Annotated in this window: 11 protein-coding genes; all 11 read right to left on the reverse strand. The window is 50.2% G+C overall.

Annotated elements, in window-relative coordinates; all coding sequences use genetic code 11:
- Positions 1–16: 16 nt before the first annotated feature.
- On the reverse strand, positions 17–1,675 hold the full coding sequence (locus ACKGJP_RS21385) for a response regulator (RefSeq protein ID WP_409340826.1): 1,659 nt from the start codon (positions 1,673–1,675) through the stop codon (positions 17–19).
- Positions 1,672–3,480: a histidine kinase gene (locus tag ACKGJP_RS21390; RefSeq protein ID WP_409340827.1), complete on the reverse strand. Its 1,809-nt coding sequence runs from the start codon at positions 3,478–3,480 to the stop codon at positions 1,672–1,674. Before ACKGJP_RS21390 ends, ACKGJP_RS21385 begins: the two co-directional genes overlap by 4 nt.
- A gap of 331 nt (positions 3,481–3,811) precedes the next feature.
- Positions 3,812–4,330 carry a hypothetical protein gene (locus ACKGJP_RS21395; RefSeq protein ID WP_409340828.1) on the reverse strand — a complete coding sequence of 173 codons (519 nt, stop codon included), beginning with the start codon at positions 4,328–4,330 and terminating at the stop codon, positions 3,812–3,814.
- A 210-nt stretch (positions 4,331–4,540) separates the two neighbouring features.
- Positions 4,541–7,018 (reverse strand): discoidin domain-containing protein, encoded by a 2,478-nt coding sequence (locus ACKGJP_RS21400; protein WP_409340829.1) that lies wholly within the window; start codon positions 7,016–7,018, stop codon positions 4,541–4,543.
- Positions 7,019–7,042: 24 nt separating this feature from the next.
- On the reverse strand, positions 7,043–7,912 hold the full coding sequence (locus ACKGJP_RS21405; RefSeq protein WP_409340830.1) for a carbohydrate ABC transporter permease: 870 nt from the start codon (positions 7,910–7,912) through the stop codon (positions 7,043–7,045).
- Complete coding sequence (locus ACKGJP_RS21410) at positions 7,906–8,889, reverse strand: ABC transporter permease (RefSeq protein ID WP_409340831.1); 984 nt, start codon at positions 8,887–8,889, stop codon at positions 7,906–7,908. The genes ACKGJP_RS21405 and ACKGJP_RS21410 overlap by 7 nt, the downstream gene beginning before the upstream one ends.
- Before the next feature lie 72 nt (positions 8,890–8,961).
- The gene (locus ACKGJP_RS21415; RefSeq protein ID WP_409340832.1) at positions 8,962–10,533 is read right to left on the reverse strand and encodes a hypothetical protein; all 1,572 of its coding nucleotides are present in this window, start codon (positions 10,531–10,533) and stop codon (positions 8,962–8,964) included.
- Between the two features lie 199 nt (positions 10,534–10,732).
- The gene (locus ACKGJP_RS21420) at positions 10,733–12,748 is read right to left on the reverse strand and encodes a helix-turn-helix domain-containing protein (RefSeq protein ID WP_409340833.1); all 2,016 of its coding nucleotides are present in this window, start codon (positions 12,746–12,748) and stop codon (positions 10,733–10,735) included.
- A gap of 415 nt (positions 12,749–13,163) precedes the next feature.
- Positions 13,164–14,555, reverse strand: a complete 1,392-nt coding sequence (locus tag ACKGJP_RS21425; protein WP_409340834.1) for an MFS transporter — start codon at positions 14,553–14,555, stop codon at positions 13,164–13,166.
- A 205-nt stretch (positions 14,556–14,760) separates the two neighbouring features.
- A complete protein-coding gene (locus ACKGJP_RS21430) occupies positions 14,761–15,132 on the reverse strand; it encodes a DnaJ family domain-containing protein (protein ID WP_409340835.1) in 372 nt (123 codons plus the stop codon).
- A 106-nt stretch (positions 15,133–15,238) separates the two neighbouring features.
- Entirely contained in the window at positions 15,239–15,730 is a 492-nt protein-coding gene (locus ACKGJP_RS21435) for a GyrI-like domain-containing protein (protein ID WP_409340836.1), read from the reverse strand.
- Positions 15,731–15,745: the final 15 nt, after the last annotated feature.

Below are 15,745 nucleotides of genomic sequence, written 5' to 3' on the forward strand. Positions count from 1 at the left end.
TTTCGTCAACCGATTTCTACTTGTTGAACCGGTCCCGATATTCCTGCGGCGTGATGCCTTCCCTGCGCTTGAACAGCCGGGCGAAATAAGTCGGCGTTTCGATTCCGATGCTTCGGGCGATTTCGTGTATTTTGAGCTGCGTTTCGGCGAGATGCGATTTCGCACGCTGCATCCGAATATCGTTAATGTAATCGACCAGTCCGATTCCTGTCGACTGCTTGTATAGCCGCGACAAATAAACAGGGTTCAAGTACACCACATCGGACAGCGCCGTCAGCGATAAATCCCGGTCAAGATTATCCGCTATATATTGATGCAGCTTGCGGATAACCTGGTGAGTCCGCTCGCGCTGATCCGCGATGCTTTCGTCCAAGAGCCGTGCGGACAGCTTGATCAAATCGTCAAGGGCGATCGCATAGGACTTCTCCGCACGGAATTCCAGAATTGACTCGATTCCGGTATCGGCTTGCAGCAAATGAGGCGCCCAGCGGCTCATTTCCGACAATAGGTGGGCGGCAAGCGAATAATAAACTTCAAGATACAAGGAAGTAGTGAAACCGGATGCGAGGCATGCTTGAAGTTCTTGAATCACTTCCGCAAACCGATCGTGCTGGCGCCGATCCGTCAATTCAATGTCGCCCAGCCGCCGAATGATCGTCTGCACCGTTTGACGGTGACTGTCCGAAGCAGCGGCGGGGACGTCGGTAAACGGCGTCCCCTCGCACACGATCATCTCGCCGCTGCTGCCGAGGCCTCGTACGAGCAGTTTGCGCAAACGCTCGAATGCTTGATAAAGCCTATCCCACATCACCGGACCTTGGCCGACGGCGAACGAGACGGGAAGTTTGCACAGCTGCTTCACGGATGAGCGGATCATCTCCACCGTTTCCACGATAAACAAGCGGAGCTGCTGCTCCCCGCTGTGACGCTCCGCGTCTTCCGGCATCTCCTCCCTTTCCCGCGCTTGCACGAACATGGCGAAATGGGTGCTATCGAGCGCAATCATATAGAATCGCCCCGAAACAAAATATTCTCCGCTCATATTCTGCAGCGCATAGGTCAACAACGCCCGATCTGCGGCGCTTTCGTAACCGTTCCAATCATCTACGCGTCCGATAATCGGCCAGACCGGCTTGGAAGCGTCGAGCGGAATGTGGAGCTCGGCGAATGTTGACGGCGCGATGTCCGCAGGTGCGAAGATGCCATTGCAAATTTTACGCAGATGCTCCTTGCTTAAAGCGGGGAGCGCCTCATGCAGCTGCTTGCGCGCTTGATCAATGAACGCTTCACTTCGCCGTTCCGCTTCCAGAGTGTCCAACGCTCTTCGCACGGCGTCGATGATATGGTCGTCTTCCTCGGTTTTTAGCACATAATCAAAGATGCCGCTTCTTAAAGCATTGTGAGCGTAATGAAAGTCGTTATGACTGGTCAAAAAAATGACTTTACAATGCGGCCATAAACGGTGTATATCCCGCTGCAGCTGCAAACCGTCCATTCCGGGCATGGCGATGTCGCTTAACACGACGTCGCATTTTGTCCTCCCGAGCAGCTTCAGCGCCATTTTCCCGGAATACGCGCGATAAATGTCCAGATCGGCAATAGCTGATTGTTCGAATAATTCGTAAATGCCGTCGACGATCATTTTTTCGTCGTCCACGATCAGCAGCCTGTTCATGGCATACTCCTCCTCTGCTCTTCCTTCTCGACCTGAGGCTTGGAGGAAAGGGGAAGAACGACTTCCGCTTTCAGCCCGCCCAATCGGCTGCGCTCCAGCCGGACGCCGCCTTCAATGCCGAATTTGATGCGAAGCCTGCGATGCACATTGAACAACCCGGTCGATTCGGGCGGCTCCAGCTCGGCGTCCAGCGATTGTCTTAGGCGTGGCAGCTCGGCGTCCTCCAATGAATCCCCATTGTCTTCTACACCGATAGTTAATACGCCCCCGTCTTCGCTTACATGGAACGAAACGGAGATGATACCGTCCTTCTCCGGGTCGGTCAACCCGTGCTCGTAGCAATTTTCGAGCAGCGGCTGCAGGATCAGACGGGGTACCGGAATTTGCCCTACCCATGGCGGAGGATCGGGAAAATCGATTTCGACGTGCCCGGCGTAGCGGTATTTTTGAATTTCGACATAGGTCCGGGCAAAATCCAATTCATCCTTAAGCGGCACCTCTTGCTGACTGTTATGCGTAATGTACTGGTAATAACGTCCGAGATATTTGGCGAAGCGCATTACATTTTCCGTTTCGTTGACTTTGGCCATACGATAAATGATAAAAAAACTGTTGTATAAAAAATGCGGGTTGATCTGCAGCTGCAGCTGCTTCAATTCGGATATCCGCATGCGGTATTGATGTTCGATCACTTCATGAATAAGAACCTTTAACCGGTCGATCATGCTGTTGTATTGCGAATATAAATAAGAGAATTCATCCCGGTTCATGCGGACGATGGGAGCGTCCAAATTGCCGTGCTCAACCTTTCGGAAAGCTACTACCATCGTACGCAGCGGCCGATGGATCAAACGGTAGATCAGATATGAGAACAGAACGACGACGATTGCCGAGACGATCGAAAGCAGCCGGTAGCCGTCGCGATACTTCCGCAGAGATCCGAGAACGACCTTTTCCGGCAGATAGGTAAGCAATGTTGCGTCGAGTGATGGGGATTGTTCGTAAGCTACGATATACGGCGTTCCGCCGACCGTAACGGTCCGGTAACCGGACCCGCCGGAAGCTTCGCGCTCCGAGCCGGCTAACAGTCCGAGCCCTCGCGCCAGCTCGGCCGCATCGATATCGCCTTCACCCGACTGACGGTCGGAAACTTGCCAGCGTAAGCGGTTGTCGAATAACGCAACGCCGCCCTTCGCATTGTCGGAGAGCCGGCGAAGAACACGGCTGATTTCCGCCTTGTCGATCTCAACCGCAATAATAAATTGCTGGTCTTCCCGCCTGCCTATTTCCGGATAGGGGACACTGATGAATAAGCGGTCGCTGTAAGTCAGAAATGGCGATACATAGCGGTTTGTCGGCTGCGAAAGCTCACGGAACGCGCCTGGATCGATCGGATCGATGATATTGTCTGTGGATAACGTCCGATCGATCGATGCGATCAAAATGCCGACGTTCAAAATATATGGATTCGATGTTTTTAACAAGCCGAGACGGCTTCTAAGCCGATTGATGACGATAGTCTTGTCGAAGTCCTCCATAATGGCGGCAGAGTTGCTCAGCTTAGTCAAATCGGCATCGTTGACGAATTCCTGCTCGAGACGAATGATGCGGTCGAAGTCCGTTTCGAGAGAGTCCATATGGAACTGTACCCGCGAATATAGCGAGGCTGTAATCTGGTCCTTCACGCTGCGGGACGCCGAATCGTTCATATTCAAGCTTAATGCGTACAGCGGAATAAGCACGATCATAAAGGCAAATACCAATTTCGCAAAAATCGAACGCATCATATTACTGATACGCTTCATTTCACGCCCCCTTTTCTCCGTAACCCGCTTTGGACGAAAGAAATCCGCCCCGTTTCGGCAAAGATCGAGTCTTTCGGAAGTCTTTTTCTCTATCATAAGAATAATAAGGAGACATGACTATCGGACAATCTATACAATCGATGTCCGATTTCAACTAGTACTGAGTAGCTGGAACTATCCGACAGTTTCAACCTGGTGAAAAAGGGGTAAGGGGGTATGTTGTCATGTTCTTGTCACCTGTGGGGCATGTTGTCGAGTTCTTGTCATTGACCCAAGACAAGAACATGACAACATAAATGAAAAGAGCCGCTGATATACGCGACTCTTAATGTTATAATTTTCTTGTCAGCCGACACCGGGGGATATATCGAGCGCCGTTGCGCATCGGATAAAATTCCGGATGGGAGACGGCGAATTCCGCCGGCATCAGCCACATAACGCCGACGTACCGTTCGAGAAATTCATATACGCCCAAGCGGGTTCCCCATGAGCTGGGGCCTATAATCGTCATGTGATTGCCTTGCGACGCGATGATGAAGCCGTCGTTGTCCATCCCTTGCAGCTGCTGCGAGATGCCGGGATCGTCATCGGGCGCGGAGAGTCCGACATAGATGAGGATGCCCTCATCGTTGTTCCCTCCCGCAGCGAATGCCGCATCTGTCACGATAGGCAGCACGGTGCCAGTCGAGCGATGCACATAGTCCACCAGTGTATCGGCCGCTTCCCATGTCTGGTTGTCGGCGTATACCGACACCAACACGGTCGCATTCGCCTGTCCGTCCGCTACGATGCGCAGCGGGGCCGGAGGATCCTCCTCCGAGTAGGCGATGAGCTGAGTGGCGGTAAGCATCTATATGAGCATGGTTACAGCGAAAAACGCAATCCGTTTTTTTTCCGTTTTCGGTATGAACCATGGATAACGCCTCCCTGGGTTGGATCCGGGACAGCCGGCTCGCAGCTGCCCGTCCACTCGAGATTTACGTTATTTCTTCTGAGCCTGAGCTGATTTATCGACAACTCGGGACCGGTATACGGCTTGACGCTTTGAATCAGCCGATTGTCAATCAGCAAACCGGTAGGAAAACAATTGTCCGTTTTTTAGATAAAACCTGATTCTGATCACGCTGCCTGTAAGTTCAGCAACGCTATTATGGTCAGACCAAATTACAAGATTATGCATCTGATCTCCCTGTAAAGCCCTGCACTCCTCCGCACTAAAACCAGGAATCACGTTGCCGCGTTCGTCCAGCAATTCCGCTTTCAAGTAACCATCCGCTGCAATCCGGGCATTCAAGAGCAGTTTGCTGCCAGCAAACTGAATAGGCTTCGTCGTAAGCATTCCCTCCGATTGACCAGCGTCGACGGACACGAAGCGATCCCGCTTCCATTTCACCAACCCGATTTCGCCCCTGAACTCGCCTGTCCCCGTCTTGTGATCGAATCGCCCGGTAGATTGTCCTGCGCGCGGATGTCCCTCCGGATAGATTTCATATAGATGGGCCGGTTGGGTGTGCGTATAGTTCGAACCATTGTAATACAGCCATACTTCATCCCCTACGTCGAATGCTTTGGAAGCGGTATAGATCCATCCGCAATCCCAATCGGATACTGCGGCGTTATCCTGTACCGTGGCTTCCGGTCCCGCTGTCCTTACTTCGCCGCGCCGAATAACCGGTTCCCGGAGATCCCTCGACCAGTTGTTGCCATCGCGTGAGAACGCCAATTGCACGTCATCGATTCCATCATCGACGGTGTAGTAATACGCTTCTTCATCATTCGCATAAAAGACCCAAGGGAATGCAATCAGCCCGCTCTCATGCGGGTACAGCCCCGCCCCATAAATATCAGTCCGCATAAGGGAGCGGTTAACCGGAGCTTCCATCAGCGGCTCGATCTCCTCCAGCTTCTTGGCTACCTGATCCACAAGCTGATCTTCCGCATCCGTATTCAAGCTGCGGTAGGACGGCGTCCACGTTCGAAAGTCGCTGCTTGTAGTCGTGTAAAAAAATCGGCGTACGGAATGAAAATAACCGGGATCCGTGAAACTGCACTTATGCAAAGCTACGTACTTCTCGCGATAAGGGTCCCATACCGCAGAGGCGACGTCGTGGCCCGAACCGAAGCTCCCTGCGAACGTCCAGTTGATCCCGTCCGGCGAAACCATGGTTTGGTACCGTTTATCCCAAGTAAACGTGACCATCCGGTACCGTTCATTTCGGGGTGCGGATTTATCCTTCATGACGCTGGCCGTCTCGACGGCGCCGCTAATCGCTACCGCGTTGGCAGGCTCCCCGTTGTTCGTGGAAGTCCCCGTTAACGGTTTGCTCCAGTTGATCCCGTCCTCGCTAGTGGCATACAGAAGGGGCCATCTATGCGGGAAATATTCGGTACTCCCTCCCGTGTCGGTAAAGTACCACATCTTGAACAGTTGCTCCTCTTCATCGAATAGCACGTCACCCCACATCACCTGCCGGTATCCCTCCCAGGGGCGGTCCATGGTGAGGACTGGTTGATCCCCCTGCTTGACACCCGGATGCAAGGTATAGCTCACGCCATCAATGGCCTCCACCAAATCCCGCGAGATAAACAATTCCGTTCGAGAGCCAACGGCGAATGGCTGTGCTGCAGGTAGCGGCGCTGTGGAGATTCCTCCTTCCGAGCCATCAAGAGCTGGACTGAACGCCTTCACTCTGAATTGGGGGTTGTCGTAGAGCTCGAAATGCGATTCTCCGTCCCTGAAGCGTGTATTCACTTTAAAGTATCTGGCCTTGATCGGATCCGGCTCGAACGAGTAGACCAATTGTAAATTGGCGATCTTCTGGGTAAAGGCCACATGCTCCACTTGCGAATAGGTCACATTATCATCGCTCCAATATAAGGCATATTCTTCGCCTTTGCCCGTCCCCTTGGAGCTGGAGTACCGGTTAATCAGATCGATCCTCGCTACCTCTCGAGCCTCTCCCAAATCGATGCCCACGCTGTTTCTCAAGACATCTATGGCAAATGTTGCCGTGCTGCCCCATTCCTCAAGAGCTCCGATTTCGGGGATGAGGTCTCCGCTTCTAAATCCGATTAATGCGGGCAATTGGGAACCGACGCTGACGTCGACCGCATAGGCTCTAGTGTCGAGCTGCAGCAGGCGAAGTGGGAATCGCCCGTTTCCTTCCTCGGAAGGAATGTGAATTTTAATAAATTGCGCTCGCACACCCGATAATGCAAAGCTGTCGACGGTTCGTCCCTCTATAACCTGCGAACGGAATTGGAAGGATTCGATCTCCGTGTACGACATATTGTCCAAGCTGGCATACAAGCGATACATGTTTGCTTTTCCGATTACGGTCACACCGGCGCACCATAATTCGATCTTATCGACTTGGGTCACCGATCCGAGATGAATACCTAAGCTTCGGCCCATATAATCGGCTGTAAGCGCAAACGGAAAGCCCCAATTCCCGACCGGCGTCGTTTCCGGACTTTCATCCCGGTCCACGTACCCCGCGGTTGCCGGTAGTTGAACATAGGGAATGATGACGTTCATAAGCCCCCAACACCTCATCTTTCGTTATCCTTTTACTGATCCGACAATCATGCCTTTCACAAAATAGCGCTGCAAAAACGGATACACGAGCAGGATTGGCACCGTTGTAATCATAATCATCGCGGCGCGGACGCTATCCTTGGAAAGCGCGGCGAGCAGCCCCAGCGATTCGGCCACCCCGCTCATATTCGGATCGAAGGCGAGCAGCATGGACTTCAGCAGCAATTGCAGCGGCCATTTGCTCTGTTCGGACAAGTAAAGGGAAGCCGAGAACCAGCTGTTCCAATACCCGACCGCATAGAACAAGCCGATGGTCGCAATCGCCGGCATCGACATCGGCAATGCGATTCTAGCGAATATGGTCACATCATTCGCCCCGTCGATGCGCGCGGATTCTTCCACTTCCGGCGGGATCTCCATAAAGAAGTTGCGCAATAAAAAGGCATACCAAACATTGAGAAAAGACGGAATCATAACGGCCCATAATGAATTTTTCAACCCGAGAGCGGTGATAAGAAGGTAGGAAGGAATCAACCCCCCGCCAAAAAACATGGAGGCCAACAAAACCGCCGTCACCACGTTACGATAAGGCAAGTATTTTTTGGACAAAGCATAGGCAATCGAGCCCGTAAACAGCAAGCTAAAGAGCGTGCCGAAAAACGTAATAAAGAAGCTGTTACCGAAGGCCTGATACACTCTGGAGCTGCCTGTCAGCAAATAAATATAAGAATCAAACACGACATGCTGCGGAAAAAAGGTAACGCCATTTCGCATGATGTCCTCATTGGACATAAGCGATTGGCTGATGACGAACAGAAAAGGGACGATGATCGAACAACATACCAAGATGAGAAAAGCCGCATTCACATAATCGAACAGCTTGAGCCTTACCATATGCCCTCCTTCCCGAGGCGTTTCACGATATAGTTCGTGCCGAGCAGGAAAATGAGCCCTACGACGTTTTTGAACACGCCTACCGCTTGCGCATAAGAGTATCTTGAATTTTCTAACCCTTCCCGGTATACATACGTATCGATAATATCTCCTACGGAGTATACATTAGGGGAGTACAAAAGCAGCACTTGTTCGAACCCGGCATTCAAGATGCCGCCGACCGCGAATATGAATAGAATGGAGATAATGTTGGCCATCCCCGGCAAGCTGATATGAATCATTTGTTGAAACCGGTTAGCGCCATCTATTTTAGCGGACTCGTATTGAGCCGGATCGATTCCCGCCAGTGCAGCCAAATAAATGATGCTTCCCCAACCAAGTCCCGCCCAAATATCGCTGGAAACAAGAATGCTGCGAAAAAAATTCGGTTCGGAGATCAAATTGCTCTGGGACCCGCTGAACTCCGCAACCATCTTGCCGATCAAGCCGCTTGTAGGGGACAACAACGATAGAATCAGGGCGGAAATAATCGCCCAAGACAGAAAATGCGGCAAATAACTGATCGTTTGAACGGCTTTCTTGAACTTGGCGTTTCTTAATTCGTTCAACAGAAGCGCAAACAGGATTGGCGCTGGAAAACCGAAAATGATCTTGTAGGCGCTGATCAGCAGCGTATTGGTAAGGATACGCCCGAAATAATAGGAGTTGAAAAACTGGACAAAATTGTCCATCCCCACCCATCTGGCATCGATAAACATCGATTCGACACCGCGAAACGGGCTGAAATTCTGAAAGGCAATCACAATGCCGTACATAGGCACATAATGGAATAACAGCACATGCAGCAATCCGGGAAGCAGCAAGAGATACAGAAATTTGAACTTCCACAGGTTGCGGAGGAAGCCCGTTTTCTTCGTTCCCAGCGGATTTTGCGTTCGGCTGCCTTTGCTTAATGAAGATACAGGGATCGATTTCAAAACGGCTCACACCTTTCCATAAGACGGCTCTGCTTCCGCTGAGACTAACGGAAGCAGAACCCGTTCATTCGCTTACTTGGCAGCCGCCGCGAATTGCTCGTTTCGGTCGTCAATCATTTGTTGCCCGCCAATCTCCAGCCATTTCTTCACAATGTTATCCCAGTTCTCAACCGGAATTTCTCCGTTGAATACTTTTACCTTCTGCTCTTTCCAATACGTTTTCAGATCCGTCAGCTTGGAGAATGATTTCCATTTGGCATTGTCGTAAAGCACTTTGGCGTCAATCGGTTCAAAGCGCGGCAGATTGTTTACTTGCTCCCGCTTCAAGTTGTATTCCTGATGTACCCAGGTATTCGCAGACCATACGGGTTTTCCAGGCCAGTTGATGAACACCGTCTTGTATTTGGCGTAATATTTGGCCTTGGATAGATCCGACTTGTCTTCAGCGATAAATTCGATCGTATTGTTCGCTCCCCGATTGTAGTTCTCGCCTTCAACCCCGAAGTAGACCAGGTCGCTCCCCTCCGGTGTTGCCTGGAAATCGAAATATTTCATGACGGTTTCGGGACTGGCGTTTTTCTTGAAAATGACCCAGGCCGACGTGGCGGCAGGCGATGCAGGCAATTTATTGATCCCCTTGCCCTCTAAAGCGACGGGGACATATTTGGCATCCGGCACCGTCTTCCTAAGCACCTCAACCGCGTTTACGATCGTTCCGGAGAATGTGGCTGCCACGGTTGCCGCTTTGTTCTGTGCGATCAACTCTTGCTGCTTGGGCGCTGTAGAGAGCAGCATATCGGGCCAGATATACCCTTTTTTCTGCCACTCTATGAATTTGGCCATCATTTCTTTATAACTCGGGTGAAGCTCGGGCGGTTTAATTTTGCCGTCGGTATCTTTCCACCATTCCGTAGCTGCCGGCATGAAGAATGGAGCGAAGACATATTCCAACATGTCAATATTCCCGCCTGATCCCGTTGACAAAGCATAGGTATCGGCCTTTCCATTTCCGTCCGGATCGCCGGTTTTAAACGCTTCCAGGATCTTTTCATAATCGCTAATGGTTTTCGGCATCGTTAAATTTAACTTGGCCAGCCAATCGGTTCGGATTTGCAAAGCGTTTGGCGTGATTACAGGGGTCTCAATCGGAATACCGAGAATTTGGTTTTTATATGTCACTCTTTCAAAAGCGGCAGGCACTACATTTTTCTTCAAGTTCGCTCCGTATTTATCCAGCAATTCGTTGAGCGAGAGAATGACGCCGTCATTGTAAGCTTGTATCGCATCCGCTATAGACATTTCCGCGAACTCCAATTGTTCGCCTGAGGAGAGCATCAAATTGCGCTTGGTGACGCACTGGCCGGCCTCCGAGAAGACGATGTTGACATCGGCGCCTGTTTTTTCCTGAATAATATCGTGCACATGCTTCTCTTCCGGCGTCTTCCGATCGAATGTGGCATTGCAATTCAGCCCTACGACCTTGACAGGAGTTTTGGCCCCCCCGGCAGCGGCGCTATTGGCCGGTGCTTTTTCCCCCGTAGATTGCGGATCTTTGGCTCCTGACGAGCTGCATGCCGCCGATATTGCCATGACGGACGCTAACAAAACTGAGAGCCATAGCCTTCCCCTTCTTTTCTGTTCCACGCTTCATTCCTCCTTATTGGTTCCCGGCCCCCCGGGTTAGCTACAACCTACATCAGCCCCTGCCCGCAATTCAATCCTAATATATTAATCCGTTGAAACGACGGGCTTTTCATCCCTGTTCAACGTGTTTAATATTGTATTACAACCCGGTTCCAAAACAAAAAAAACCGACATCAAAGTCGGTTTCGTTCAAGCTGATTCAAGTATTGCGGTTGACTCGCAGCTCTTTGTACTCGGACGGCGTGATCCCCGTATATTGCTTGAATACTCTGGCAAAGTAGCTGTTGCTGTTGAATCCGGTTTTCAAGCCGATCTCGGCAATTTTCGTGCTCGTATTTGATAATAGATACTTTGCCTTTTCGACCCGATACTCATTCAGGTATTCAATCGGTGTTCGATTATAACTTTTTTTGCAAACTTGAATCAAATGCTGCTTACTAATCCCGATGTAGTCCGCCATTTCGTCAAGGGAGAAATTATCCATATAGCGGGCCGCGATGAAATCGTCAATCTTGCGGGTGTAATCCTTCGTATCGACCGCATATTCCCGAAAGTTATGGAACTTGGTAAATAAAAATTGCTTGATGGCCGTTACGTTCATGTTGCCCTTTTCCGCAATCAATTTATTCAATTCATCCAGGAACGCCAAGCTGTTCTGCCCGTACATCCGCAGGAAAAGCGAAATGACCGTATAAAAATTCAAATTGTACGCGACCACCGTAATTTGCTCGGAGAACAAAGCGTTTAAGGCGTTCGTAAAGCTCCTCTCGTTTTGCTGTTTAATCGCCAATTCCATCTCTTCCACAGCCGGGGTCTCGACTGCCGTGTTATGGTAATCCATCGGAAGTTTATTATAACAATACAGCTTCGAATCGAGCGTAAAAATCCGTCCGACATTGTATGCATACATGGCTTCGAGATAAGACTTGTGCAAGTCATGGAGCGGATGAATGCCGCCGATGCTGATCTCCAGCCGTTCCAGCAGGTCTTCTTTGAAGCTGAGCAAGAGACCGGTAGTAAAGCGGTTCACGTCTTCATGCTCCAGTTGAAACAACACGATGTACGTTTCATTCGACTCTTCAAACAGTTCATACCGGAATGTCCCGTCTAAACCGTCTACAACCGATTTTCTCATGTGCGCGGGATCATGGCCGATTTCATCCATCGACGGCAACGTTTTGATGATCGTCACAAGATGTGATCTCGCATATGTTTTTGTTAATCGTTCAATGTCCGGATTAATGCCGATCTGGCCCATCAAAAGGCGATGCAGAAGCGTTTTTCTCAGCAGCTCTTCGTTTTCATTAACGCGCAGTACAATCCGGTGAAATGGTTTATACAGCTCGCGGAATCCGATCAGGATCAGAACTAGCATGAAGACGACAACGGCCGCGACCACGATCAACAACGTATTTTTTAATTTCGCGACATCCCCGTACAACTGCTTCGTATTGACTTCGCTAATTAATCGCCAATTAAAGGCATTAAGTTTGTAGTCGTTCATTTGGATGGTCTTTGGGTCCCGCTCGATATCGGAAAGGTTCATCCCGAATTTTTGCGGCTCCCGATGAAACACGATTTTACCGCCAGCGTCTGTAAGATAATAATTATACAGCTCGGCGTTCACGTTCAATTCTTGCAAAAAGGAAGCATAAATCTTATCAAGATTCACGTTATAAATGAAAAAATTTTGGTCTCCTCTTGAAGAAGGAAGCCGTTGAACAATAGACGCAACATGGGCCCCTTGCTTGGACTTGCCCTCTACGATCTCGATTCCGTATAAGGACATCCCGGATGCGACGGAGGCGATCCACGGTATCTGACTGTTACTGGGATTTCGTTCGATTCCATAATTGGAAATAAGCAATATATTCTCATTAGCATTGTAATACAGAATTTCCGTGACATAGGGATTGGCATAAATTAAGTTGTTAATATCGCCTAATGCCTTCCATTGTTCGAAATCCGTTCGAATATTGGCGAAACGGCTGTCTAGCGTAATGGAATTCGTGAAATCGATAATTTGTTGAAGCGTTCTCTCCATCAATGCGCCGGTTCGAGTTAATTCGTTTTCGTTTTTCGAATTGATAAGCTCCACTGTTTTGGTTAAGAACAAATTAATATTGTAAGCGCTAACGATTAGAACTGGAATACTGGAGACGACCGCCAAAACGATTATCACTTTGTAGATGTACGATTTCATATCTTTCGTCACAACTACTCCCCCTTACATACCTGCTGCTGAAATCCTCGATCGGCTTACACACACTATAGATGCACTAGTATGGAAGCGTCAAGAAGGTCATTCCGAATCTACCACCGCCTAATTGTTAACGATTTGGTTTAGCATGATTTCTACATACACCATAAATATAATATAGGATATATAATCGGACAATATTATATTTGCGTTGTATAGCTACATTCGCCCATTACGAGGCAGGAAAGCATACTCATGGATCAATTGTCAAATGACTTTTGCTTTATATTCTCGATTCGATTTTCTATTTCAATTACGGTCAGAAAATGGATAAACGCTTTAAAAATCGCGCTTTCTGCAGCATATCATGAACGCTTCTAATGATTCGAATCGAAAAAAGGCCGGCAACCGCCGACCCCTTAGCTTGTTCTTACTGGGCTACATTCCGTTCGGCCCGCAGCTTCCTCGCCGCTCCTCCGAATTGCATGTAATAGAACGTGGTCACCACCATAACCAATACGGCTAGCGTCAGAAAAATGTTGCTGTACACGTAAGCCGCGCTGTTGTGCTGGAGCGGATTCCAATGCGAAACCGCTCCGAAGTCCAGCGTCTTGCCAATAAGCGCCGTCGCAGTCGCGCCGGAAATGAAATTCAGCATGGAGAACATGCCCATTCCGACGCCGACCTGTTCCTTGGAAAGCGTCCGCGAAATCGTATTCGACATCGCAATCTGCATGAACGTCTGCCCTACGTTGCCCAAAATCAGAAAGACCGCAATGATGACTGGCGACATCCCGACTACGGACGACAAGCTCAGGAAGCCGGCGAAAATAAGCGATGCCGCGGTAAAAACAAGGAACGGATTCCCCTTCTCATCGGCGAGCTTACCGCCTTTTCGCCCCATTACGGCCGACATGATTGCGCCGGGAAACATGACGAAGCCGATGAACGCCGGCGACATTTGGTTTACAGTCGACAGCAGCTGAGGCGTCATGAACGGTATGCCGAAGCTTAGGCCGGTCATCACGAAAGCGACGGCGAGACCGAACGAATATTGCTTATTCCGAAAAATGGCGGGGTTCACGAACGGCTCGGCGGCATAGCGAATCCGCAGTAGAAAGAGTGCAAGCAATACGGCTCCCGCGATAAAGAGCCAGCCGTTTTGCTGCGTAATAGCCAGAAGCATGAACGCTACCGTCCCGGCAAGCAGCCCCCCGCCAATAAAGTCGATTTTGGCGGCATTTCCTTTTTCATCGTCCAAATATTTGCGGTAATACGGCAGCGTAAACAGCGCGAAAATCGAGATGGCGAACAAAAACCGCCAGCTTGCCACGCTTGTGACGAAGCCTGAGACGATCGGTCCGATCGCCGTGCCGAGCGCCAGCCCGACTGCGACCGTCCCTAAAGCGCGACCGCGCTTCTCCGGCGAGAAATATCGGACGGGTACGATCATCGCCGTTGCCGGGATGACGGATGCGCCTGTTGCCTGGAGGATTCTGCCGACGATAATCATCCAGTATTCCGTAGCGGCTAGCCCGACTACGGACCCTGCCGCGAAGAAAAGCAGTCCGAAGGTCAACAAATCCTTCAACCGGTATTTATCCGCCAGCTTCCCGAAGGTGACCGATCCGATCGCATACACGATCATGTAGCTGGTTACAATCCAGCTTACTTGAGAAGGCGCAAGTTCAAACTGCTTGCTAATAACCGGCAGCACTACATTGAACATGGATGCGTTCATAACGGAAATAATTAAAGTAAATACAAGAACGCGCAGCAAATTTTCTCCGGCGTTCGTACGGGCTGCAGGGTTGGATTGCATGTGATCCCTCTTCTCTGTTCTGCATTTCTGGCATGGCCGCATTTTTTTGAAACATAACATACATATTTGTTTACTAATTATGATAACTGCCTGCCGTTTTGTCAATATATTCTTCTGCAAAACAAAAAAGCACTTCAAGCGAAGTGCTCTTCTACTAGTCTAATCCGTTTCCGCGGCTGTGGGCTGCCATTCGGATTCGGCGCTTTTAACTAAACTTGCCATTAACCCGGTCTCGATACGTGTCGAAAGCCGATGACAGATTCATTTGACGTTCGTCCATCAGCATGCTGAAGCGGAGCTTCTTGGCCGTCCATTTGCGCTCGAGCTCCGTCCTCTCCCCGTCGTTCAAGCAGCAGCGGATCAAGTCCTCGAGCTGAAGCATGTCTTTGCGAAGCTGCATTTCCTCCGGCAGAACGCCGGCGTTCTTCAATACTTTATAGCTCATTCGCAAATCCTCGGGGATGTGAGTAAGGTCTTCCAACGCAAGCGGCTTCCCTTTTCCGGGCAGATCGTCAAACTCCCCTTTGGCTATGGCTTCGGCAATTCTCCGTTCGGTAATGCTTTCGAATATATCCATCTGGCTCTCCTCCCCGTTAGGCGGTTGATTCCATTATGATCGGTTCGAAGGCAATGGTCAACGCAGCGTTTCGTGAACAATTGTATGAATCTGACGATCGCAACTCTTACTTAAGCACAGCTTTTATCGGAGCGTAAATGTCAAAATCGAAGAAGTCGATAACGTCAGCCGGAATGAGAAACGGATTGACCGGATGCAAGCGATTCGCTTCAAAGCTGTATGAGCCTTCAGCCATATCCCGTTCATGCTCGCCGTTCTTAAACCATTCGTCCAAATGCCGATAAACCGCATCCATCTCCCCGCGGTCCCCTCGAACCGTAATTTTCGCGTACTTTTTAGCCGGGAGCGTCAGCGTCTCGATACCTTCAGGCAGCTCCTCGAACGAACCGATCTGTGTGCCGACCCAAAGCGTATGGACGCCGGTAGCCCACTGCCATTCCGGAACGAACACGTATCCATGCTCACCATCGAGTTCGGCCTGTCGTTCGGACAACAGCTCTTGAATCTCCTTCCACGCTTGCCTAACGTCACGCCCGTTTTGATTCGTCCGCAAGACGACTGCTCTTACTTCCGGCTTGTGCACTATGGTTACATTCACGATAGCCCCTCCTTG

It is taken from the genome of Paenibacillus litoralis (assembly GCF_046244365.1).
Lineage (GTDB): Bacteria > Bacillota > Bacilli > Paenibacillales > NBRC-103111 > Paenibacillus_V.

Excerpts from the sequence above, each read along its gene's own strand:
- ACKGJP_RS21395 (WP_409340828.1), bottom strand. The coding sequence starts at position 4,330 with ATGCTTACCGCCACTCAGCTCATCGCCTACTCGGAGGAGGATCCTCCG.
- ACKGJP_RS21430 (WP_409340835.1), bottom strand. The coding sequence starts at position 15,132 with ATGGATATATTCGAAAGCATTACCGAACGGAGAATTGCCGAAGCCATA.
- ACKGJP_RS21400 (WP_409340829.1), bottom strand. The coding sequence starts at position 7,018 with ATGAACGTCATCATTCCCTATGTTCAACTACCGGCAACCGCGGGGTAC.
- ACKGJP_RS21425 (WP_409340834.1), bottom strand. The coding sequence starts at position 14,555 with ATGCAATCCAACCCTGCAGCCCGTACGAACGCCGGAGAAAATTTGCTG.
- ACKGJP_RS21385 (WP_409340826.1), bottom strand. The coding sequence starts at position 1,675 with ATGAACAGGCTGCTGATCGTGGACGACGAAAAAATGATCGTCGACGGC.
- ACKGJP_RS21405 (WP_409340830.1), bottom strand. The coding sequence starts at position 7,912 with ATGGTAAGGCTCAAGCTGTTCGATTATGTGAATGCGGCTTTTCTCATC.
- ACKGJP_RS21390 (WP_409340827.1), bottom strand. The coding sequence starts at position 3,480 with ATGAAGCGTATCAGTAATATGATGCGTTCGATTTTTGCGAAATTGGTA.